The 21,257-nt window shown below is 65.1% G+C and carries 24 protein-coding genes and 1 tRNA gene; 21 read left to right on the forward strand and 4 right to left on the reverse strand.

Features of this window, described 5'->3' with window-relative positions:
* Positions 1-3 precede the first annotated feature (3 nt).
* The 12 genes from hemA (at position 4) to JIP62_RS01755 (ending at position 10,418) form a co-directional block, all read left to right on the forward strand.
* Positions 4-1,230, forward strand: a complete 1,227-nt coding sequence (gene hemA / locus JIP62_RS01700; RefSeq protein ID WP_201103240.1) for a 5-aminolevulinate synthase — start codon at positions 4-6, stop codon at positions 1,228-1,230.
* Positions 1,227-1,412: a DUF6898 family protein gene (locus JIP62_RS01705; RefSeq protein WP_201103241.1), complete on the forward strand. Its 186-nt coding sequence runs from the start codon at positions 1,227-1,229 to the stop codon at positions 1,410-1,412. Before hemA ends, JIP62_RS01705 begins: the two co-directional genes overlap by 4 nt.
* Positions 1,413-1,517: 105 nt before the next feature.
* Positions 1,518-2,789, forward strand: coding sequence for a serine hydroxymethyltransferase (gene glyA / locus JIP62_RS01710; RefSeq protein WP_201104474.1), 1,272 nt, complete (start codon positions 1,518-1,520; stop codon positions 2,787-2,789).
* Positions 2,790-2,796: 7 nt separating this feature from the next.
* Entirely contained in the window at positions 2,797-3,255 is a 459-nt protein-coding gene (gene nrdR / locus JIP62_RS01715) for a transcriptional regulator NrdR (RefSeq protein WP_201103242.1), read from the forward strand.
* Positions 3,255-3,896: a bifunctional diaminohydroxyphosphoribosylaminopyrimidine deaminase/5-amino-6-(5-phosphoribosylamino)uracil reductase RibD gene (gene ribD / locus JIP62_RS01720; RefSeq protein ID WP_201103243.1), complete on the forward strand. Its 642-nt coding sequence runs from the start codon at positions 3,255-3,257 to the stop codon at positions 3,894-3,896. The genes nrdR and ribD overlap by 1 nt, the downstream gene beginning before the upstream one ends.
* Before the next feature lie 50 nt (positions 3,897-3,946).
* Positions 3,947-4,537 (forward strand): riboflavin synthase, encoded by a 591-nt coding sequence (locus JIP62_RS01725; protein ID WP_201104475.1) that lies wholly within the window; start codon positions 3,947-3,949, stop codon positions 4,535-4,537.
* Positions 4,537-5,670 carry a 3,4-dihydroxy-2-butanone-4-phosphate synthase gene (gene ribB, locus JIP62_RS01730; protein ID WP_201103244.1) on the forward strand — a complete coding sequence of 378 codons (1,134 nt, stop codon included), beginning with the start codon at positions 4,537-4,539 and terminating at the stop codon, positions 5,668-5,670. Before JIP62_RS01725 ends, ribB begins: the two co-directional genes overlap by 1 nt.
* Positions 5,667-6,128: a 6,7-dimethyl-8-ribityllumazine synthase gene (gene ribH / locus JIP62_RS01735; RefSeq protein ID WP_201104477.1), complete on the forward strand. Its 462-nt coding sequence runs from the start codon at positions 5,667-5,669 to the stop codon at positions 6,126-6,128. The genes ribB and ribH overlap by 4 nt, the downstream gene beginning before the upstream one ends.
* A complete protein-coding gene (nusB, locus tag JIP62_RS01740; protein ID WP_201103245.1) occupies positions 6,125-6,652 on the forward strand; it encodes a transcription antitermination factor NusB in 528 nt (175 codons plus the stop codon). Before ribH ends, nusB begins: the two co-directional genes overlap by 4 nt.
* Entirely contained in the window at positions 6,652-7,641 is a 990-nt protein-coding gene (thiL, locus tag JIP62_RS01745) for a thiamine-phosphate kinase (protein WP_201103246.1), read from the forward strand. The genes nusB and thiL overlap by 1 nt, the downstream gene beginning before the upstream one ends.
* Before the next feature lie 22 nt (positions 7,642-7,663).
* Positions 7,664-8,104 carry a hypothetical protein gene (locus tag JIP62_RS01750; protein ID WP_230974820.1) on the forward strand — a complete coding sequence of 147 codons (441 nt, stop codon included), beginning with the start codon at positions 7,664-7,666 and terminating at the stop codon, positions 8,102-8,104.
* Positions 8,105-8,273: 169 nt separating this feature from the next.
* Complete coding sequence (locus tag JIP62_RS01755) at positions 8,274-10,418, forward strand: sodium-translocating pyrophosphatase (RefSeq protein ID WP_201103247.1); 2,145 nt, start codon at positions 8,274-8,276, stop codon at positions 10,416-10,418.
* Positions 10,419-10,496: 78 nt separating this feature from the next.
* Here the strand turns inward: JIP62_RS01755 and bamE are convergent, their stop codons facing one another.
* Entirely contained in the window at positions 10,497-10,979 is a 483-nt protein-coding gene (gene bamE / locus JIP62_RS01760; protein ID WP_201103248.1) for an outer membrane protein assembly factor BamE domain-containing protein, read from the reverse strand.
* 156 nt (positions 10,980-11,135) lie between these two features.
* Between bamE and JIP62_RS01765 the strand changes: the two genes are divergently transcribed.
* From JIP62_RS01765 to JIP62_RS01795, 7 genes are all read left to right on the forward strand, one after another.
* Entirely contained in the window at positions 11,136-11,597 is a 462-nt protein-coding gene (locus JIP62_RS01765; protein WP_330999942.1) for a ubiquinol-cytochrome C chaperone family protein, read from the forward strand.
* Positions 11,594-12,118, forward strand: a complete 525-nt coding sequence (locus JIP62_RS01770) for a YceD family protein (protein ID WP_201103250.1) — start codon at positions 11,594-11,596, stop codon at positions 12,116-12,118. Before JIP62_RS01765 ends, JIP62_RS01770 begins: the two co-directional genes overlap by 4 nt.
* A gap of 129 nt (positions 12,119-12,247) precedes the next feature.
* The gene (plsX, locus tag JIP62_RS01775) at positions 12,248-13,282 is read left to right on the forward strand and encodes a phosphate acyltransferase PlsX (RefSeq protein ID WP_230974922.1); all 1,035 of its coding nucleotides are present in this window, start codon (positions 12,248-12,250) and stop codon (positions 13,280-13,282) included.
* Positions 13,279-14,256 carry a beta-ketoacyl-ACP synthase III gene (locus JIP62_RS01780; protein WP_201103252.1) on the forward strand — a complete coding sequence of 326 codons (978 nt, stop codon included), beginning with the start codon at positions 13,279-13,281 and terminating at the stop codon, positions 14,254-14,256. Before plsX ends, JIP62_RS01780 begins: the two co-directional genes overlap by 4 nt.
* Before the next feature lie 79 nt (positions 14,257-14,335).
* Positions 14,336-14,644 carry an integration host factor subunit alpha gene (locus JIP62_RS01785; protein ID WP_201103253.1) on the forward strand — a complete coding sequence of 103 codons (309 nt, stop codon included), beginning with the start codon at positions 14,336-14,338 and terminating at the stop codon, positions 14,642-14,644.
* Between the two features lie 5 nt (positions 14,645-14,649).
* Positions 14,650-15,078, forward strand: coding sequence for a MerR family transcriptional regulator (locus JIP62_RS01790; protein WP_201103254.1), 429 nt, complete (start codon positions 14,650-14,652; stop codon positions 15,076-15,078).
* 61 nt (positions 15,079-15,139) lie between these two features.
* Positions 15,140-15,216 (forward strand) — tRNA-Pro (locus tag JIP62_RS01795).
* Positions 15,217-15,503: 287 nt separating this feature from the next.
* Here the strand turns inward: JIP62_RS01795 and JIP62_RS01800 are convergent.
* Both JIP62_RS01800 and JIP62_RS01805 read right to left on the reverse strand, forming a co-directional pair.
* Positions 15,504-15,707 (reverse strand): DUF2842 domain-containing protein, encoded by a 204-nt coding sequence (locus JIP62_RS01800; RefSeq protein ID WP_201103255.1) that lies wholly within the window; start codon positions 15,705-15,707, stop codon positions 15,504-15,506.
* A gap of 20 nt (positions 15,708-15,727) precedes the next feature.
* Complete coding sequence (locus JIP62_RS01805; protein ID WP_201103256.1) at positions 15,728-15,979, reverse strand: transglycosylase; 252 nt, start codon at positions 15,977-15,979, stop codon at positions 15,728-15,730.
* A gap of 140 nt (positions 15,980-16,119) precedes the next feature.
* On the opposite strand from JIP62_RS01805, the gene JIP62_RS01810 reads away from it, so the two are divergent.
* Complete coding sequence (locus JIP62_RS01810) at positions 16,120-17,187, forward strand: COX15/CtaA family protein (protein ID WP_201103257.1); 1,068 nt, start codon at positions 16,120-16,122, stop codon at positions 17,185-17,187.
* On the opposite strand, the gene JIP62_RS01815 is transcribed toward JIP62_RS01810, so the two are convergent.
* Positions 17,156-18,574 (reverse strand): alkaline phosphatase PhoX, encoded by a 1,419-nt coding sequence (locus JIP62_RS01815; protein WP_201103258.1) that lies wholly within the window; start codon positions 18,572-18,574, stop codon positions 17,156-17,158. The genes JIP62_RS01810 and JIP62_RS01815 overlap by 32 nt on opposite strands.
* A 269-nt stretch (positions 18,575-18,843) precedes the next feature.
* Between JIP62_RS01815 and lon the strand changes: the two genes are divergently transcribed.
* Positions 18,844-21,243 carry an endopeptidase La gene (gene lon / locus JIP62_RS01820; protein ID WP_201103259.1) on the forward strand — a complete coding sequence of 800 codons (2,400 nt, stop codon included), beginning with the start codon at positions 18,844-18,846 and terminating at the stop codon, positions 21,241-21,243.
* The last annotated feature ends 14 nt before the right edge of the window (positions 21,244-21,257 follow it).

A 21,257-nucleotide genomic window follows, 5' to 3' on the forward strand; every position in this document is an offset into this window, starting at 1 on the left:
GTCGTGTTCGACTATAAGGCCGCCTTTCAAAGCGCCGTGGAACAGGTCAAGGGAGAAGGCCGGTATCGTGTCTTCGCCGATCTGAAGCGGGTGCGTGGACAGTTTCCGCATGCGGTCCGCCGCCGCGAGGATGGCAGCGAGCAGGACGTCATCGTCTGGTGCTCCAACGACTATCTCGGCATGGGCCAGCATCCGGACGTGCTGAAGGCCATGCAGGACGCGATCGACGACTCGGGTGCCGGTGCTGGCGGCACGCGCAACATCAGCGGCACGACACGGTCTGCGGTGGATCTGGAAGCCGAGCTGGCGTCCTGGCACCAGAAGGAAGCGGCCCTGCTGATGACCTCGGGCTATGTGGCCAATGAGGCGACGTTGACGACGCTTCAGCGCATCCTGCCCGGCCTGATCATTTTCTCGGACAGCCTGAACCACGCCTCAATGATCGCGGGCATCCGCAATGGCGGCTGCGAGCGGCATGTCTTCCTGCACAATGACCTGACCCACCTGGAAAGCCTGCTGGCGGCGGCACCGGCCGATGCGCCCAAGCTGATCGCGTTCGAGAGCGTCTATTCGATGGACGGCGACATCGCCGACCTGGCCGGCACGATCGCCCTGGCGCGCAAATATGGGGCGATGACCTATCTGGACGAAGTCCATGCGGTTGGCCTGTACGGCCCGACGGGGGCGGGCGTGGCCGAGCGGGATGGCGTGCTGGACGGCATCGACATCATCGAATGCACGCTCGGCAAGGCCATCGGCGTCATGGGCGGCTATATCGCTGGCGATGCCGTGGTGGTTGATGCGGTGCGCAGTTGGGCCTCTGGCTTCATCTTCACGACCTCGCTGCCGCCGGCCCTGACGGCCGGAGCTCTGGCCTCGGTTCGGCATCTGAAAGCGCATCCGGAACTGCGTGTCGCCCATCAGGAGCGCGCCCAGACCCTGAAAGACCGTTTCGCGGCGGCGGGTATTCCCGTCATGGCCAGCGAAAGCCACATCGTGCCGGTCCATGTCGGCAATCCGGTTCACTGCAAGATGATCTCGGACATGCTGCTGGAAGACCACGGCGTCTATGTGCAGCCGATCAACTATCCGACCGTGCCCAAGGGGACCGAGCGCCTGCGCTTTACGCCTTCGCCCAATCACACCGACGCGATGATGGACGATCTGGTTCGCGCCATGGACGCCTTGTGGACCCACTGCAACGTCGCCCGGATGCCGGTCGCCGCGTGAGCGCGGATTTCCCTCTCGGCGAGGTCATCGTCGAATCGATCCGACAGGGGACCTATGTGAAGTGCACCGCAGTGCATGTCGCCACGGGCCGCGAGGCGGTGGCGATCGGGCCGGTTCATGAACCCAAGGCCGTCGAGCGACTGGCCGTGGCCAAGCTGAGGCGGATGCTGGCGACGGGCTGATGGCCGCAGCCCGGCACAAGATGTTGTGGTAAACTGGCGTGCGGCCTAGATAGTCGGCCTATTGCCCCGCTCTGCTTCAGGACGCCCAACGTGACCGCAGCCTTCATCCACGATGCCTATTTCTCGCGCGGTCTGGCCGATGCCGATCCGGACGTCTTCGGTGCCATTCAGGGTGAGCTGGCGCGTCAGCAGGAGCAGATCGAACTGATCGCTTCCGAGAACATCGTCTCCAAGGCGGTGCTGGATGCCCAGGGCTCGGTCCTGACCAACAAATATGCCGAAGGGTATCCGGGGCGTCGCTATTACGGCGGCTGCGAATTCGTCGACGTGACGGAGGATCTGGCGCGGGAACGGGCGAAGAAGCTGTTCGGCGCAGCCTTTGCCAACGTCCAGCCGCACTCGGGGGCGCAGGCGAACCAGGCCGTGTTTTTCGCCCTGCTGCAGCCGGGCGATACCTTCCTGGGCATGGATCTGGCGTGCGGCGGGCATCTTACCCACGGCAGCCCGGCCAATCAGTCGGGCAAGTGGTTCCGGCCCGTGACCTATAAGGTGACCGAAGACACCCATCTGATCGACTATGATCATGTGGCCGAGATGGCCGAGCGCGAGAAGCCGAAGCTGATCGTGGCGGGGGCCAGCGCCTATTCCCGGCACATCGACTTCAAACGCTTCCGCGAGATTGCCGACAGCGTCGGAGCCTATCTGATGGTGGACATGGCCCACTACGCCGGGCTGGTGGCGGGCGGTGCCTATCCCGACCCTGTGCCGCACGCCCATGTGGTGACGACGACCACCCACAAGACGCTGCGGGGACCGCGTGGCGGCCTGATCCTGTCCAACGACGCGGACCTGGGCAAGAAGATCAACTCGGCCGTGTTCCCCGGCCTGCAGGGTGGTCCGCTGGAGCATGTCATCGCGGCCAAGGCTGTGGCGTTCGGCGAGGCGCTGAAGCCCGAGTTCAAGGCCTATGCCGGCCAGGTGGTCGCCAATGCCCGCGCCATGGCGGCGGTGCTGGAGGAGCGGGGCCTCAAGATCGTTTCGGGCGGCACCGACAGCCATCTGATGCTGGTCGATCTGCGGCCCAAGAATGTGACGGGCAAGGCCACCGAGGCGCAGCTGGAGCATGCGCTGATGACCTGCAACAAGAACGGTGTGCCCTTCGACACTGCGCCGTTCACTGTCACCTCCGGCGTCCGCCTGGGCACGCCCGCGGGCACGACGCGCGGGTTCGGCGAGGCCGAGTTCAAGCAGATCGGCCACTGGATCGCCGATGTCGTGTCGTCGATGAACGGCGGCGACGAAGCCGATCCGGCCGTGGTGGCCGAGGTGGCGGGACAGGTCCGTGCCTTGACGCAGCGCTTCCCGATCTACGGATAAGCCTCGGATGAAATGTCCCTTTTGCGGCCATACCGATACGCAGGTGAAGGATAGCCGCCCGTCGGATGACAGTGCGGCGATCCGGCGTCGTCGGTCGTGCCCGAACTGCCAGGGACGGTTCACGACCTTTGAGCGAGTCCAGCTGCGCGAGCTGGTGATTCTGAAGCGCAACGGGCGGCGCACGCCGTTCGATCGGGACAAGCTGGAGCGGTCGCTGGGTATCGCCTTGCGCAAACGCCCGGTTCAGCCCGAACAGGTCGAGCAGCTGGTCAGCCGGATCGTCCGGCAGCTGGAGAGCCTGGGCGAGACCGAAATCGCCTCGTCTGTCGTTGGAGACTTCATCATGAAGGCGCTGAAGAGCGTCGATGAGGTCGCCTATGTCCGGTATGCGTCGGTCTACAAGGACTTCCGCCACACCGGGGATTTCGCACGCTTCCTGGGGGCTGAAGGTTTGGACGAGGGCTGATGCAGCCCCGGGTCACGTTGAAGCTGGCAACATCGCTGGACGGACGGATCGCCACGGCCTCGGGCGAATCGAAATGGATTACGGGCGAGGTGGCGCGGCATGAGGGCCACCGGCTGCGCGCCGTCCATGACGCCATCCTTGTCGGGGTCGAGACTGTGCTGGCAGACGACCCGGAGCTGACGGTGCGTCTCCTTCCATCGACTGAGGCGACAGGAACGAAACAGCCGCTGCGGGTGGTTCTGGACAGCCGGCTTCGTACGCCCATCAATGCCCGGGTGGCGCAGACCAACACCCTTATAATGACGGCGGCCGAACCGGCGCGCATCGGCGGGGCCCAGGTCGAGCAGGTCGCGGCGCGCGACGGGCGTCCGACGCCTGAGGCTGTCCTGGCGGCGCTGGCACGGCATGGCATCGGCTCGGTCCTGATCGAGGGCGGGGGGCAGGTGGCAGCGTCCTTCCTGAGAGCCGGGCGGGTCGATCGGATGGAGTGGTTCCGGGCCCCGGTCCTGCTGGGCGGGGAGGGGCGGCCCTGCGTCGCGGCGCTGGCCCTTGCGAATTTGGCTGAGGCCCCCAAGTTCCGGCGTCTGTCGGCCGAGGCGGTCGGCGACGATCTGTGGGAACGCTATGACGCCTTGCGCTGAGGTCAGGCGGGGCGTCTGCCATCTTGTTTCAATATCTGGGGCTGACTGACGTGTTCACCGGGATCATTACCGACATCGGACGCATCCGTGCCGTCAGCCAGACCGAGCGCGACTGGCGCTATGAGGTCGAAACCACCTGGGACACCGCCGGCATCGATCTGGGGGCGTCCATCAGTCATGCGGGCTGCTGCCTGACGGTCACTGAAAAGGGACCCGGCTGGTTTGCAGTCGAGGTCTCGGGCGAGACGCTGTCGAAGACGACCCTGAGCCACTGGACCGAGGGCCGCCGCGTCAATCTGGAGCGTGCGGCCAAACTGGGTGACGAGATGGGCGGCCATGTCGTGTCCGGCCATGTCGACGGCCTGGGCCGGGTCGTGGCGATCGAGCCGGAGGGCGGATCGCACCGCGTTCACATCGAGGTTCCGGCCCCGCTGCATCGCTATATCGCACCCAAGGGGTCGATCACGGTCGATGGCGTCTCCCTGACCGTCAATGCGGTGGAGGGGCAGCGGTTCGAGGTGAATATCATTCCGCACACCTGGCAGGTGACCACCCTGGGTGGCCTGTCGGTGGGCGATCCGGTCAATATCGAGATCGACATGCTGGCGCGATACCTCGCGCGGTGGCAGGAGACGGCGTGATGCACCTCGTAGCCAACCAAACCGACAGCCCCATCAGTCCGATCGAGGACATTCTGGAGGATGCCCGCAATGGGCGTCCCTACATCCTGGTGGATGCGGAAGACCGAGAGAACGAGGGTGACGTCATCATCCCGGCGCAGTTCGCGACGCCGGACCAGATCAACTTCATGGCCAAGCACGCGAGGGGCCTGATCTGCTTGGCCATCACGGCCGAGCGGGCGCGCAAGCTGCGCCTGCCGCCGATGGCCGCTGACAATCGCGAAAGCATGGGCACCGCCTTCACCGTCTCGATCGAGGCAAAAGAAGGCGTGACGACGGGGATCAGTGCGGCGGATCGGGCGCGCACGGTCCAGGTCGCCTCCGACCCGACGAAGGGCGCCGACGACATCGTCTCGCCCGGACACGTTTTTCCGCTGGTGGCACGCGACGGTGGGGTGCTGGTCCGTACTGGCCATACCGAGGCGGCGGTCGACATCAGCCGCATGGCCGGACTGACGCCCGCCGGCGTGATCTGCGAGATCATGAACGACGACGGCACCATGGCGCGGATGCCCGACCTGGTTGCGTTTGCTCAGCTGCACGGGCTGAAGATCGGCACGATTGCCGACCTGATCGCCTATCGCCGCCGGACCGAGAAATTCGTCGAGCGGGTGATGGACACCCCCTTCGCCAGCGTCCACGGCGGCCCGTTCCGCATGATGCTGTACCGGAACACGATCGAGGGGGCCGAGCACGTCGCCCTGGTCCATGGCCGGATCGATCCGAACAAGCCGACACTGGTGCGAATGCATCAGGTGGACTTCGCCGCCGACCTGCTGGGCCATGTCGAGGACCGGCAGGACTATGTGCCCAAGGCGCTGAAGGCCATTACGGACCACCCGGGAGCCGGGGTCGTGGTCTTCCTGCGCGATCCTGCGCTGCAGGGTCTGGCCGAGCGGCTGGCCGGGTCGGATAAGCCGTCGGCTGTCGACCGGTCGCTGAAGGCATACGGTGTCGGGGCGCAGATCCTGCTGGACCTTGGCGTACGCGACATGATCGTGATGAGTTCGACCCGGCCTTCGCCGACCGCACTGGAAGGCTATGGCCTGCGGATCGTCGGATGGCGTGACATGGATGGAGCAGACCAATCCTGAACGAAGCCCCCCGCGTCCTGATTGTCGAGGCGCGTTTCTATGACGACCTGGCCGACGCCCTGCTTGAGGGTGCGACCGATGCCCTGCGCGCTATGGGGGCGGTGTTCGACGTCGTCACCGTGCCGGGTGCGCTGGAAGTGCCGCCCGCCATTGCCTTGGCTGAAGAGGCCGGGCGCTATCCAACCGCCCCGCGCTATGACGGCTATGTCGCCCTCGGCTGCGTGATCCGCGGCGAGACCTATCATTTCGAGATCGTGTCGGATCAGTCCGCGGCCGGGATCATGGATCTCGGAATCAAGGGACTGGCCATTGGCAACGGCATCCTGACCGTCGAGGACGAGGATCAGGCCTGGGCCCGAGCGCGGCTCAGCGAGGGGGACAAGGGCGGTGGCGCGGCCCGCGCCTGCCTCGATCTGATTGCATTGCGACGCCGACTTCGCCTAGGCCTCGGCGGATGACAGAACCGAACAGCATCCAATCCGTCCTGTTGCAGCTCGCCGAGGCCGAAAAGGCGCGCGCGGAACCGCAATTGACCAGCCGCCAGCGGCGAGCCCGGACCGTGGCGCGCCTGGCGGCCGTCCAGGCGCTCTATCAGATGGAGCTGGCGGGCGAGGGCGTGGAAACCGTCATCACCGAATTCTCCAACTACCGGTTTGATGCCGACATCGAAGGCGAGCCTTTGGCCGAGGCCGACGAGGCCTGGTTCGGCGACATCGTGCGCGGGGTCATCGAGGGCCAGCGGGAGATCGATGCGGCCATCAAGGCGCGACTGGCCTCCGGCTGGCGGCTGGAGCGGCTCGACGCCACCCTGCGGGCTTTGTTGCGGAGCGGGGCCTGGGAACTGGCGCACAAGCCTGAGGTCCCGCTGGAGATCGTCATCGACGAGTATGTCGAACTGGCAAAGGCCTTCTTCGACGCGGCAGAAGCTCGCTTCGTCAATGCGGCCCTGGACGGTGTCGCCCGCGACGTGCGCCCGGCCTGATGGCCGCCTTGGATGCCGCCGGCGAGTTCGAAACGATCGCGCGGCTGCTGCGTCCGCTGGCCCATCCCGACTATGCGCGGAACCTCGCCGACGATGTCGCGGTGCTTCCCTTCCGGGCAGGCTATGACCTCGTCCTAACCAAGGACGCGATCGTCGAGGGTGTGCATTTTCTCCCCGACGACCCGCTGGAGACGGTCGCGCAGAAACTGCTGCGGGTGAATCTGTCGGACCTGGCGGCCAAGGGGGCCGAGCCGTTTGGATATCTTCTGGCCTGCCATTGGTCGCCGCGCTGCGGCTGGCCGGAGCGGGAGGCCTTCGCCGCTGGGCTGAAGGCTGATCAGGGCTCGTTTGGTATTCACCTGCTGGGCGGGGACACCGTGGCGACGCCGGGGCCGGCGTCATTCTCTATCACCATGCTGGGCTGGGTACCCAAGGGCCGGGCTGTGAGCCGGGCGGGCGCAAGACCGGGCGACCTGGTCTTCGTGACGGGCACGATCGGCGACGGCTGGCTGGGCCTTCAGGCCGCGCGCGGGCTGCTGACCCTGGAGCCCGAGCGGATTGCGGCTCTGGTCGCCCACTATCGCACGCCGATGCCTCGCGTGGTGTTTGCCGGTACGGTCCGTGATCTGGCGACCGCCTCCGTCGATGTGTCCGATGGTCTGGTGGCCGATCTTGGGCATGTGGCGGCGGCGAGCGGGGTCGGGATCGAGATCGACCTGGAGCGCATTCCCGTGTCGGCCGCAGGGCAGGCGTGGCTGGATGGGCGCGTCGATCTGGAAGCGGCCTTGGAACAGCTTTGTACGGGCGGCGACGACTATGAAATCGCCCTGACCGTCCGCCCGAGCGACGAAGCGGCTCTGCGCCGCGAAGCTGACCGTCGGCATCTGCGTGTCAGCCAGATCGGCCGCGTGGCAGCCGGGCAGGGGGTCACAGCCCGTTTGGCCGGCAGGCCCATCGAAATCCGCAAGAACGGCTGGACGCACGACTGAACCCTGCAACGGTTTGCTAACCGTGATCGGCCAAGCTTCGGCCATGGATCGCAGACAGATCATCGCCACCGGTGCCGCCTCCCTGGGGGTAGCCTGTGCCGGGCCTTCCCTGGCCGGCGAGGAGGAGTCCGGCGGGGCGACGGTAAACCTCTCGGGCGTGGGGTTGCCGGTCATCACCGAAGGCCGTGTGCGGAACTATGTCTTTGTCGCCTTGCGGCTTCATTTGGGCTCGGGTGCCTCGGCCGAAGTGGTCCGCACCAAGGAGGCGTGGTTCCGCGATGCCCTGGTCAAGGCCGCTCACCGAACGCCTTTCGTTGTGCCCGGCGACTGGACCCGGCTGGATGCCAATGCCCTTTCGGCTAGTCTGATGCGGTCAGCGGCGGGCATCGCCGGACGCGGCGCGATCGCCCGCGTCGAGGTGGTCTCTCAAGCTCCGCGGCGGCGGACGGGGCTGCCCGCCTGATAGCGATGTGTTGCGTATAACCCTGTGATGCGGCACGGTTCCCGTTAATTCCCGACGGGTGCACGGTGTGCAGCCGCAATGTGCGCGGGGGGGACCGAAGGCGGACAGAGGCAAACATGCCCACCGCCCCACCGGGCCGCGCTCCATAAGCATAGGGTTTGGAAACACCATGATTGACTATCTGTGGCTGGTCATAGCCGCAGGCGCGCTGGGGGTCCTTTATGGACTCGTACAGACCGCCTCGCTGATGAAGGCCGACGCCGGAAACGAAAAGATGCGGGAGATCGCGGCCGCGATCCAGGAGGGGGCCTCCGCCTATCTCGCCCGCCAATACACCACCATCGCCGTGGTCGGCGTGGTCATCCTGATCGCAGCCTACTTTCTGATTGGCCCCTATGCTGCAGCCGGCTTTGCCGTCGGTGCGGTTCTGTCGGGCGCCGCTGGTTATGCCGGCATGCTGATTTCAGTCCGGGCCAACGTCCGCACGGCTCAGGCCGCCTCGATCAGCCTGGCCAAAGGTCTGGACCTGGCCTTCCGCTCGGGCGCGATCACCGGGATGTTCGTCGCAGGCGGGGCCCTGTTGGGCGTCGCGGGCTATTACGCCGTCCTGACGCAAGGCATGGGGCTGGAGGCTACCAGCCGTGAAGTCATCGATGGCCTGGTCGCCCTGGGCTTTGGGGCGTCCCTGATCTCCATCTTCGCCCGGCTTGGCGGGGGCATCTTCACCAAAGGCGCCGACGTGGGCGGCGACATGGTGGGCAAGGTCGAGGCCGGCATCCCCGAGGATGATCCGCGCAATGCCGCCACCATCGCGGACAATGTCGGCGACAATGTCGGCGACTGTGCGGGCATGGCCGCCGACCTGTTCGAGACCTATGCGGTGACCACGGTCGCGACCATGGTCCTGGCCGCCATCTTCTTCCGCGGGCCGTTCGCCGAGACCATGATGCTGCTGCCGCTGGCCATCTGCGCGGTCTGTATCGTGACCTCGATCCTCGGCTCCTTCTTCGTGCGCCTGGGCAAGAGCCAGAACATCATGGGGGCCCTGTATCAGGGTCTGATCGTGACGGGGGTGCTGTCCATCGTCGCGCTGTATTTCGTCGTCGACAACATGGTCGAGGCGGCGGTGACGACGAACGGCGGTCTGGTCATCGAGCCGATGCAGTTGTTCTGGTCCGGCGTTGTCGGCCTGGCGGTCACGGCCGCCATCGTGGTCATCACCGAATTCTATACCGGTACCGGGTTCCGCCCCGTAAAGTCGGTGGCCAATGCTTCGGTCTCGGGGCACGGGACCAATGTGATCCAGGGTCTGGCCGTTTCGCTGGAGTCCACCGCCCTGCCGGCACTGACGATCATCATCGGCATCGTGGCCACCTATCAGATGGCCGGACTGTTCGGGATCGCCATTGCCACCACCACCATGCTGGGCGTGGCAGGCATGATCGTGGCGCTGGACGCCTTCGGGCCCGTAACCGACAATGCCGGCGGCATCGCCGAAATGGCGGGCCTGCCGGCCGATGTGCGCCACTCGACCGACGCCCTGGACGCGGTGGGCAACACCACCAAGGCCGTCACCAAGGGCTATGCCATCGGGTCTGCGGGCCTGGGGGCCCTGGTCCTTTTCGCCGCCTATACCGAAGACCTGAAGTATTTCGTGGCTGAGGCGGCCCCCGGCAGCTTCTTTGCCGGCATGGGTTCGGTCGATTTCGCCCTGACCAACCCGTATGTCATCGTCGGCCTGCTCTTCGGGGGGCTGCTGCCCTTCCTGTTCGGGGGCATGTCGATGATGGCGGTGGGCCGCGCGGCCGAGTCCGTCGTGGCCGAGGTGCGTCGTCAGTTCCGCGAAAACCCCGGCATCATGACCTATGAGGTCAAGCCTGAGTACGGCCGTGCCGTCGACATCCTGACCAAGGCGGCCATCAAGGAAATGATCGTGCCGTCTCTGCTGCCGGTGCTGTCGCCGATCGTGCTGTTCGTAGCCGTGCTGGCGATCTCGGACAAGGCTACGGCCTTTGCCGCCCTGGGTGCCATGCTGATGGGCGTGATCGTCACGGGCCTGTTTGTTGCCGTGTCCATGACGTCGGGCGGCGGTGCCTGGGACAATGCCAAGAAGCTGATCGAAGAGGGCTATACCGACAAGAACGGCGTGGTCCACGGCAAGGGCTCAGAGGCGCACAAGGCTGCCGTTACCGGCGACACCGTCGGAGATCCCTACAAGGATACCAGCGGTCCGGCCGTGAACCCGATGATCAAGATCACCAACATTGTGGCGCTCCTGCTGCTGGCGGTGTTGGCCAGCGGAACGATCGGCTAATCGCCTTAGACCCTAAAACAGAAGCCCCGGAGAGCGATCTCCGGGGCTTTTCTTTGGGCGCGAGCAGAGCGCGGTCGGCTAGTCCGGGCGACGCTGGCCGGGGACGTCGTCTTCGCGGGGCAGCTGACCGCGTCCGACGTTGCCCAGCAGTTGCTCCAGAACGGTAAGCTCACGTCCGCGCGTCGGCGTTTCGCGGCGGTTCATGGCCAGCTCCTGACCGTCCTCCAGACCCAGGGTCCGGACGGAGGCCACCTGATCGGCCTCATTGAAGGTGATCTCGGTCACGCTGCGCTGCGACACCTGCGGCGCGTTGAAGGTGTATTTTTCCGTCGTCTGGCTGAAGTAGTACCAGATGGTGTCGGATTCGAAGGTCGAGGTGGTCGATGGCGAGCCGAGGCGGGCCAGGACCGTCGCCTTGGTATCGGTGCCCGCGACGATGTCGGTCGGCTTCACATCCACCGACTGAAAGCCGTTCACGCCGATGATGGGCGCACAAGCCGCCGTTGCGCCCATCAGGGCAGCCAGCGCGGCGGCGGCGAGGAATGGCTTCATACGGGTCATTTTGCGGCGCCTGGACGAGAACAAGGTCTTTGACCTAACCGGACACGCGTCCTAGTTCAACGGCGCGGCGGAAAAGGGGCCGTTGAACCGATGATCAGAAATCCATTCAGAACGCCTCCGGAAATCCGGCTTGCTCCGACCTTATACGCTCGGGCGGTGGATCAGGCGCGTGACACAGCGTTCTACCAGGTGCTGGGGGTCGATGATCGGATCGATGCCCGTTTCGAACTCTACACCCTGCATGTGCTCCTGCTGGTGATGCGACTGCGGGACGAGGGCGAGCGGGGGGCCGAGGCGTCACAGGCCCTGTTCAACGTCTATGTCTCGGCCCTGGACGATGCGCTGCGCGAACTGGGCGTGGGCGACCTGGCCGTCTCCAAGAAGATGCGCAAGCTGGGCGAAGCGCTCTATGGGCGGATGAAGACCTATGAGGCCGCTCTGCGCGCCGAGGACGAGGGGGCCCTGAGCCAGGCCTTGGCGCGCAATGTCTTCGAAAGCGAAGATCCCGAAATCGGCACGGCCCTGATGCGTTATGTGGTCAACAGCCGTGCCCGGCTGGCAGCCCAGCCCTACAAGGCACTTTGCGAACGCCCCGACTGGGCAGAGGTGACGGCATGATCGAGTCCATTCCCTTGCCGTACAGCGAGCCCGTACGGCTGAATCAAGTGCCGGGCGGACTGTCGCGTCGTCTGGAGCCGGACGAGGCAGCGCGAAACCGGATCGCCAAGGCGCTTGATCTGGCATCGCTGGATTCGTTCACCGCTGACGTATCATTGCGTCCGATCGACGATGCCTGGATCCTGCAAGGGCGGATCACGGCGCGGGCCGTGCAGACCTGTGGCCTGACGCTGGAGCCGCTGCCGGTCGAAATCGACCGGGATTTCAAACTGCGGCTTTCAGAGGCGGTGGATGCTGACCCGGAAGAGGTGGATGTGCACCTGGATGACGACACACCCGACCTGATCGAGGACGGGCGAATCGACCTGGGCCAGTATGCCGTCGAACAGCTTGCCCTGTCGCTCGATCCTTTCCCGCGCAAGCCGGGTGCCGAATTCGTGCCGCCCGAGCCGCCGGCCGATATCTCGCCCTTTGCTGTGCTGAAGGCCTTCAAAGCGCCCGATCCGAAGGATCAAGGTTGACGCAGGGGCGGTGCGGTTGCATCCCCCCGTCGGGGCGGTATCGTCCCATGTGCTGAAGCGCGGCTTCGACAGGGAGCGCGCGGGAGTCCGAGCCGCTTGCCAACCCCTATCCTGATTTCCCTTGATGCCATGGGCGGTGACCATGGTCCCCCTGTCGTGGTCGGCGGGGTGCGCGACTATATTCGCCGCCACGGCGGTGAGGGCGTTCGCTTTCTGCTGCATGGTGACGAAACGGCGATCGCGGCGGAGGCCGCGCGCCTGAGGCTGGACGCTCAGGTCTTCGAAATCCGTCATACCGACAAGGTCGTGGCCATGGACGAAAAGCCTGCCCAGGCGATGCGCCGGGGCAAGGGCTCAAGCCTGTGGAATGCACTGGAGGCGGTAAAGGCCGGCGAGGCCCACGCCGTGGTTTCGGCCGGCAATACCGGTGCCCTGATGGCGATCTCCAAGCTGGTGCTTCGGATGGCGGCCCAGGGTCTGGAACGCCCGGCTATCGTGGCCAGCTGGCCCACATTGCGCGGCGTCACGGCTGTGCTGGACGTGGGCGCCAATATCGATTGCGACGCCGAACAGCTGCTGGAATTCGCCATCATGGGCGAAGCGTTTCATGCGGCGGTCCACGGCGTGGACAAGCCGACGATCGGTCTGCTGAACGTCGGGTCCGAAGAAATGAAGGGCCATGAAGAGGTCCGCGAGGCGGGCCGTTTGCTGCGGGCCAACACCCTGGGGCTGGACTACCACGGCTTCGTCGAGGGCGACGACATCGCCAAGGGGACGGTTGATGTGGTGGTCACCGACGGTTTCACCGGCAACATCGCCCTGAAGACAGCCGAAGGCACGGCCCGCTTCATTTCAGCGATCCTGAAGGAAGCGCTGACCTCGGGTATCCAGGCCAAGGTCGGGGCCCTGATCGCCCTGCCGGCGCTGAAGACCATGCGCTCGCGGATCGACCCCAGCGCCATCAACGGCGGTCCTTTGCTGGGCCTGAACGGCATTGTCGTGAAGAGCCATGGCGGTGCGACCGCCAAGGGATTCGGCAATGCGATCCGCATCGCCGTCGACCTGGCTCGCAGCGACTACATGGCCAAGGTCTCGGCCAACCTCGGCCGACTGGACCAGATGATCCAGTCCGCCGCCACGCCCCCGCCGGAGTCCGTTTCGTGAGTGTCACCCGCAGCGTCGTTACTGGCGTCGGATCCTTCCTGCCCGACCAGATCGTCACCAATGCCGATCTGGCCCAGATCGTTGATACCTCGGACGAATGGATCATAGAGCGGACCGGCATCCGTCAGCGCCACCGGGCGCGAGAGGACCAGCCGACCAGCGATCTGGCCACTGAGGCCGCGCGCCGGGCCCTGGCGGCTGCCGGTCGCGACCCCTCCGAAGTCGATCTGATCATCGTGGCAACGACGACGCCGGACATGACCTTTCCGGCCACGGCTTCGATCGTGCAGCGCAAGCTGGGCACGCCGGTCTGCATCGCCTTTGATGTCCAGGCGGTCTGTTCCGGCTTTGTCTATGCGGTCAGCGTAGCCGATGGCTTCGTGTCGCGAGGCATGGCCAAATGCGCCGTTGTCATCGGGGCCGAGGAAATGACCCGGCTGATGGACTGGACCGACCGGACGACCTGCGTGCTGTTCGGCGACGGTGCCGGGGCCGTGGTCATGGAACCGGGAGAGGGGCAGGGGACGCCACAGGACAGGGGCCTGCTGGGCTTTGCGCTGCGTTGCGACGGCACCAAGACAGACCTGCTCTATGTCGACGGCGGCCCGGCCACGACCGGTCAGGTCGGGCATCTGCGGATGGCGGGCAATCAGGTGTTCCGCCACGCCGTCGTGAATATTGCCGAGGCGATCACCGCTGCCTGCGCCGCCGCAGACATCAGTGTGGCCGACGTCGACTGGTTCGTTCCCCACCAGGCCAATCAGCGGATCATCAAGGGCGTCGGCGACCGTCTGGGGCTGGACGAGAACAAGGTCATCTCGACCGTCGCCATCCACGCCAATACCTCGGCCGCCTCGATACCGCTGGCACTGGATACCGCCATCCAGGACGGGCGAATCAAGCGCGGCGACCTGGTTTTGCTCGAGGCCATGGGCGGCGGGCTGACCTGGGGTGCCTGCGCACTTCGCCTATAAGGCGCATTTCTGTCCTTTCCATTTGTCCGGGCTTGGCCTTTTATGGACGGGGATAGGGACTGCACGCGGGAGCGGACACATGGGGCTACACCAGACGCTGACCAGAGCCGATCTTTGCGAGTCGGTTCACGAGGATGTCGGCCTGTCGCGTCAGGAGTGCGCGGGCCTGGTCGAGCGGACCCTGGAACTGATCGTCGAATCGCTGGAGCGCGGCGAGACGGTCAAACTGTCTGGGTTCGGTGTGTTTCAGGTGCGTGAGAAGCGCGCCCGAATGGGCCGCAACCCCAAGACGGGTGAGCCCGCCGCCATCAACCCTCGCCGGGTCATCAGCTTCCGTGCCTCTCAGATCATGAAGGGCCGGGTCCACGACGCGCCCGGGGGCGACTGACGTCGATGGCTGCCGCCCGTGCGCCCAAGGGCGAGAACGCCTTTCGTACGATTTCGGAGGCCGCAGAGGCCGTCGGCGCGCCTCAACACGTCCTGCGGTTCTGGGAGACGAAGTTCAGCTTCCTGACGCCGCTGAAACGGGCGGGCGGGCGCAGATTCTATCGGCCACAGGACGTGGTTCTGCTGAAGGCGGTCAAACGCCTGCTTCACGACGAGGGCCTGACCATCAAGGGCGTGCAGCGCCTGCACAAGGAGCAGGGTCTGCGCCGGCTGGCGGCCTATGGCGATCCAGACGCTGCGGTCAGCTTTGTCGAGGACGCCGACACCCCCGATTCGGCGACCGTCGCCGCGCCGGAAATGCACGACCGACTGCAACAGGTGCTGGCCGACTTGGAGGCGGCGCGCAGCCGTCTGGACGCCGTCCTGTCACGCTGATTGTCATTCTTGTGCTTTTGCGTTTGCGGGGCGCGGAGGTGGCGTCTATAGGGAGCGCCTTCGGAGCGTGGCGCAGCCTGGTAGCGCACTTGACTGGGGGTCAAGGGGTCGCAGGTTCGAATCCTGTCGCTCCGACCATCTTCTCAAAGAAGACGGTTGGTTGAAGGGGTCGCTTTCGGGCGGCCCCTTTGCAATTCACGCCCACGGGCGTCAGCCATTGTCAGAGTCCTGCCAGGTCACACGGCCTCAGACGCGGGCGGATGTCGAACCCGATGCGGCCTATCCCGCCGCAACGGTGGGGTCGCCAGTCTGAACGCCCACCAGAGCTGAACGATCGCGCCTCCGAAGGGCGCTGCAGGTGGCGTAGCCGGTGACCGCAATCGACCGACCGGCACCGCATTTAGACGGGGCCTGCGTCCTCGGTGTCAGTTCTGGCCCGCTCCGCCGGACCACTTGAAAAGCGGATAAAGCGGCAGCCCCCAGGCCGTGCCGGCAATGCCGTAATAGATGAGGTCGATCCAGGGATTGCGCGGCAGCCATTCGCCGATGGCGATCACAGCCCAGATGTAGAAGGCCAGCCAGACCAGAACGCCCATGCAGGCGATGAAGCTGCGAAGGCGGGGGGGCAAGCCCTGTCTGCCGCCGGGCATCAGCGCTTGCTCCGGAACAGGAAGAAGGCGACCAGACAGATGACAGACCCCGCCATGGACCAGGGGATCCAGCGCCAATCGTCCAGGCTGGCTATCCCTATGACCCGCACGGTCAGGAACCAGCCGCACAGAGCCCCGATGCCTGCTACCAGGCTGGTGGCGAACAGACCCCGGCGCCCCGTCAACTGGTCCGCGATCCAGGCCAGGGCGAAGGCTCCGAGAGCACCCGTCAGGATGTCGAGATATTGCAAGCGATGAGCCCTTCGTGACCTGATGCGACGGTTGGTCCGTCATTAGCGACTCGATCTCGTCACCGGAGGGGAGCATACCGCCACCTCCCGCCGCAGATCGATGTGGCGGGCATTGTATCGTTACCGAGAGCGGGCGTCGAATGAACCGTTTGGGCCGTTTCAGTGAATCCAAGGCTGTTGGCGCGTGGCTGTTCGCCTGCGCGGGTTTGGTGTTCGCCATGGTCGTTGTTGGCGGGATCACCCGGTTGACGGGGTCGGGGCTGTCGATCACCGAATGGAAGCCCATCATGGGGGCGGTGCCGCCACTTTCCTCGGCTGACTGGGCGGAGGCTTTCGAGAAATACAGGGCCATCCCTCAATACCAGCAGGTCAATGCAGGGATGAGCCTGGCGGAGTTTCAGGGCATTTTCTGGTGGGAGTGGATCCATCGACAACTCGGCCGGCTGATCGGCTTGGCCTTTGCCTTGCCGTTCGCAGTGTTCCTGTTGTTGCGGCGTATGCCCCATCGCCTGATCTGGCGCTGCGCCCTGCTGCTTGCCCTGGGTGGGCTGCAAGGCGCGATCGGCTGGTGGATGGTGTCCAGCGGCCTGTCAGAGCGCGTGGACGTGGCCCCCGAACGCCTGGCCACCCATCTGGGCCTGGCGCTCGCCCTGTTCGCGGGCCTGATCTGGACGGGCCTGGAAGCCTGGTTCGGAGAAGAGCATTCCCGCTCGCCGGGCGGCTGGTCACGCGGTGCGGCGCTGCTGTTGGGTGCGGTCTTCCTGCAGTGTCTGCTGGGCGGGCTGGTCGCCGGTGCCAAGGCGGGCATGGTCTATACGGACTGGCCTTTGATGAACGGGAGCTTCTTCCCGCCGGCAGACTGGAGCCTGGGCGGACTTACGCTGCTGCATGACCAGGCCCTGGTGCAGTTCAATCATCGCATCGTGGCCTATGGCCTGCTGCTGGGTGCCACAGTCTATGCCGTGCAGGCCTGGCGCTGGCGTCTGGCCGAGGGTCTGGGAACCTCGGCCTTCGTGCTGGCGGCGGTGATCTGGATGCAGGCTGTCCTGGGCGTGGTGACCCTGGTTCATGCGGTTCCGATCAGCCTGGGGGTGCTGCACCAGGCCGGTGCTGCGGTCGTGCTGGCGGCTGCGACGATCAACCTTTGGCTGGTTCGGAGGTCGCAGCCGCGGCTTTTCAGCCCTTCACCGAGGACCAGGGGCCTCTGATCGCAAAGGTGATTCCGGGGTACATGATGTTGACGAACAGCACGCTGCCGTCGGGCGAGAAACAGGCTCCGGCAAACTCGGAGTTTCCGGCGAAGACGTTGCGGCCGATCGTATAGACCTTGCCCTCGGGCGTGACGCCTTTCAGGTGGTTGCGGATGTCTTCGGAATAGTTGTCCTCGCAGACGATCAGGTGGCCCCACGGGGCCACGACCAGATTGTCCCCCATGTTCATGGTGCGAAGGTCTTCGCTTTCGACGAAAAGTTGGATGCGGCCGGGGCGGTCGACTTCGCCCGGCTGTCCTTCGACGGAGGAGGGGACGTAGCGCAGAATCTGTCCGCGGCGCAGCGGTCCGCCCGAGGTAGCGGTCAGATACATGTCCGACTTGTCGAAGAAGATGCCTTCTCCACGGGCCACCAGTGCGGCACCGGCGGCGTGGCCGCGTTTGCGCAGATCGTCGTTGGGGCTTTCGACATCGTCCATGTCGATCCAGACAACCTCGCGCCAGTCGCCGACCGACCATTCACGTGACGCCACATCCTGGTTGCGGCTGTCGGCACCCATCTTGTCCTTGAACGCCATCGCCTGCAGACGGCCGCCGTCCGCCAGCTTGCCGGGGGTGACGGGGATGAAGCGGTAGAAGAGGCCTTCGTTGTCGTCCTCGGTCAGATAGGCGATGCCGGTCGACGGATCGATGCAGACCGCTTCGTGGTCAAACCGGCCCATGGCCTTCAGCGGGACGGGGTCGACCAGTCCCGTGGCATCCGCGGGCACTTCGAACACCCAGCCATGGGACTGTTTGACGTCGGCGTCGTCGGGCGTCTCGACCGTCTCCTCGCACGTCAGCCAGCTGCCCCAGGGCGTGTGACCGCCACCGCAGTTGGTCGAGGTTCCGGCCAGCGACAGGTACTGGCGCACCGTCTGACGCGTTTCGAGATCATAGACCAAGGTGGTCGTGCCGCCCGGGAGCACCCGGCCATCCTTGTAGGTGTCGAACGCCTGGCTGGCGCTCAGCAGGCCGATTCGCTCCTGGTGGAAGCCGCCCGGGCCCAGGTTGCGATGCAGTCCGCTGGATCCCTTGAGCTCGTGATTTCGGACCAGGGCGACCTGACTGCCGGACAAGGGAAAGCACCCCATCCCGTCGGGCTGGCCGGGCACGAAGAGGCCATCGTCCATCGTGTCGCCGCTCTGAGAGATGACCTGGTAGGTGAAGCCCTGAGGCAGGTCGAGCAGGCGGTTCGGATCGCGCACCAGGGGGCCATAGCCCTCGACCTGATTCACATAGGTTTCTTGCGCGGTGGCTACCTGAGCATGAACATTGCGCGCAAAGCCCGTAAACGCGGCAGCGGCGGCTGTGGTGGTGATCAAGTTGCGGCGGTCGATACGCATGGGCCTTGGAACTCCGGAATTTCGGGCCTTATGGGCCCTCGTCATCATGGTTGTGTGACAGCGACGCCCTGACCGCTCATGCGCGACCACGGGTCACACATCCACAGCGAATTCAGTCATGGAGCCGTCACGCTTGAACCCCGTGCGGTCACGACCACATAGTGTTCTGAACGCCGTCGGAATCGACGGGTCGCTTCTGGGTGACCGGCATTGCGCCGTTTGTCGGAAGCGACGGGCCGGAGATCAGCAAAGGCCCTGGAAAGTGCATCATGTCTGAACCGATTATTCTACCTGTCCTCCCCCTGCGAGACATCGTCGTCTTCCCGCACATGGTCGTGCCGCTCTTCGTCGGGCGCGAGAAGTCGGTGCGCGCGCTTGATGAAATCATGAAGGGTGAAAAGCAGATCCTGCTCGCCACCCAGAAGAACAGCGTCGATGACGATCCTTCCGCGGATGCCATCTATCCTGTCGGTGTGATTGCCACCGTGCTGCAGCTGCTCAAACTGCCCGACGGGACGGTCAAGGTTCTGGTCGAGGGCAAGGGCCGGGCGCGCCTGGCCCGCTTCACCGACCGTCAGGAATATTTCGAAGCCGAGGCTGTCGCCATCGAGGACGAGGCGGGTGATCCGTCACAGGCCGAGGCCCTGCTGCGCGCCGTGGTCGAGCAGTTCGAAAACTATGTGAAGCTGAACAAGAAGATTCCGCCCGAGGCGCTCAGCTCCATCCCGCAGATCACCGACCCGTCCAAGCTGGCCGACAGCGTGGCGGCCCATCTCTCGGTCAAGATCTCGGACAAGCAGGGACTGCTGGAAACCACGGCCGTCACCGCGCGGCTGGAAAAGGTCTATGGCCTGATGGAAGGCGAGATCAGCGTCCTGCAGGTCGAGAAAAAGATCCGCTCGCGCGTGAAGCGTCAGATGGAGAAGACCCAGCGCGAATACTATCTGAACGAGCAGATGAAGGCGATCCAGCGTGAGCTGGGCGAGACCGATGACGCGCGTGACGAGGTCATGGAGCTCGAAAAGCGCATCCGCAAGACGCGCCTGTCCAAGGAGGCACGTGCCAAGGCCGAGTCCGAGGTCAAGAAACTGCGCAACATGAGCCCGATGTCCGCCGAATCGACCGTGGTTCGGAACTATCTGGACTGGCTGCTGTCGATCCCGTGGGGCAAGGCCAAGAGCCGACCCATCGACCTTTCCAAGGCCGAGGACATCCTCGAGGAGGATCACTACGGGCTGGAGAAGGTCAAGGAACGGATTATCGAGTATCTGGCCGTTCAGGCGCGAACCAACAGCCTGAAAGGACCGATCCTTTGCCTGGTCGGCCCGCCGGGAGTCGGGAAGACCTCTCTGGCCAAGTCGATCGCCAAGGCGACCGGGCGTGAATACGTGCGCATGTCGCTGGGCGGCGTGCGTGACGAGGCCGAGATTCGCGGCCACCGCCGCACCTACATCGGCTCCATGCCGGGCAAGATCATTCAGTCGATGAAGAAGGCCAAGACGACCAACGCCTTCATCCTGCTGGACGAGATCGACAAGCTGGGTGCCGACTGGCGGGGCGATCCGTCTTCGGCTCTGCTCGAGGTGCTGGATCCCGCGCAGAACAACACGTTCGGCGATCACTATCTGGAGGTCGATTACGACCTGTCCAACGTCATGTTCGTGACCACGGCCAATAGTCTGAACATGCCCCAGCCGCTTATGGACCGGATGGAGATCATCCGGGTCAGCGGCTACACCGAGGACGAAAAGGTCGAGATCGCCAAGCGGCACGTCCTGCCCAAGGTCACGACCGACAATGGCCTGACGCCGGCGGAGTTCATCGTGCCGGACGAGACCATCCGTGACCTGATCCGCTACTATACCCGCGAAGCGGGGGTGCGGTCGCTGGAGCGGGCCCTCGGCGGTCTGGCCCGCAAGGCCGTTCGCGAAATGGCCAAGGAAAAGACCCTGTCGATCACGGTCGATGCGGCCAAACTGGCAGACTACGCCGGCGTTCGTAAGTTCCGCTTTGGCGAAACGGACGAGGAGGATCAGGTCGGCATCGTCACGGGCCTGGCCTGGACCGAATTCGGCGGCGAAATCCTGACGATCGAGGCGATCAAGATGCCGGGGCGGGGCCGTATGACCGTCACCGGCAACCTGAAGGATGTGATGAAGGAGTCCATCTCAGCCGCGGCCTCCTATGTCCGGGCCCGGTCACTCAGCTTCGGCGTCAAGCCGCCGGTGTTCGAGAAGACCGACATCCACGTTCACGTGCCGGACGGTGCGACGCCCAAGGACGGACCGTCGGCCGGGGTCGCCATGACCGTGGCCATGGTCTCTGTCCTGACGGGCATTCCGATCCGCAAGGACATCGCCATGACGGGCGAGATCACCCTGCGTGGACGGGTGACAGCCATCGGGGGCCTGAAGGAGAAGCTGCTGGCTGCCCTGCGCAGCGGCATCAAGACGGTGCTGATCCCGGAGGAAAACGAAAAGGATCTGGCTGATGTGCCCGAGAACGTGAAGTCGGCGCTGGAGATCGTTCCGATCAAGACGGCCGATGAGGCGTTGAAATGGGCCCTGACCGGCAGTTTGACGCCGGTGGAATGGGACGAAGCCGCCGATCCTCTGCCTGCTGCACAGCCGTTGGCGCCCGGAGACGATACGGTCGTTGTCAGCCACTGACGGCATCAGGCGGG

Origin of the sequence: Brevundimonas vitisensis (assembly GCF_016656965.1) — a bacterium.
GTDB lineage: Bacteria > Pseudomonadota > Alphaproteobacteria > Caulobacterales > Caulobacteraceae > Brevundimonas > Brevundimonas vitisensis.

Bases quoted from the DNA above. Each gene is read 5' to 3' on its own strand.
- nrdR (WP_201103242.1), top strand. From the start codon at position 2,797: ATGAAATGTCCCTTTTGCGGCCATACCGATACGCAGGTGAAGGATAGC.
- ribD (WP_201103243.1), top strand. From the start codon at position 3,255: ATGCAGCCCCGGGTCACGTTGAAGCTGGCAACATCGCTGGACGGACGG.
- ribB (WP_201103244.1), top strand. From the start codon at position 4,537: ATGCACCTCGTAGCCAACCAAACCGACAGCCCCATCAGTCCGATCGAG.
- nusB (WP_201103245.1), top strand. From the start codon at position 6,125: ATGACAGAACCGAACAGCATCCAATCCGTCCTGTTGCAGCTCGCCGAG.
- thiL (WP_201103246.1), top strand. From the start codon at position 6,652: ATGGCCGCCTTGGATGCCGCCGGCGAGTTCGAAACGATCGCGCGGCTG.
- JIP62_RS01755 (WP_201103247.1), top strand. From the start codon at position 8,274: ATGATTGACTATCTGTGGCTGGTCATAGCCGCAGGCGCGCTGGGGGTC.
- bamE (WP_201103248.1), bottom strand. From the start codon at position 10,979: ATGACCCGTATGAAGCCATTCCTCGCCGCCGCCGCGCTGGCTGCCCTG.
- JIP62_RS01770 (WP_201103250.1), top strand. From the start codon at position 11,594: ATGATCGAGTCCATTCCCTTGCCGTACAGCGAGCCCGTACGGCTGAAT.
- plsX (WP_230974922.1), top strand. From the start codon at position 12,248: ATGGGCGGTGACCATGGTCCCCCTGTCGTGGTCGGCGGGGTGCGCGAC.
- JIP62_RS01785 (WP_201103253.1), top strand. From the start codon at position 14,336: ATGGGGCTACACCAGACGCTGACCAGAGCCGATCTTTGCGAGTCGGTT.
- JIP62_RS01790 (WP_201103254.1), top strand. From the start codon at position 14,650: ATGGCTGCCGCCCGTGCGCCCAAGGGCGAGAACGCCTTTCGTACGATT.
- JIP62_RS01810 (WP_201103257.1), top strand. From the start codon at position 16,120: ATGAACCGTTTGGGCCGTTTCAGTGAATCCAAGGCTGTTGGCGCGTGG.
- JIP62_RS01815 (WP_201103258.1), bottom strand. From the start codon at position 18,574: ATGCGTATCGACCGCCGCAACTTGATCACCACCACAGCCGCCGCTGCC.
- lon (WP_201103259.1), top strand. From the start codon at position 18,844: ATGTCTGAACCGATTATTCTACCTGTCCTCCCCCTGCGAGACATCGTC.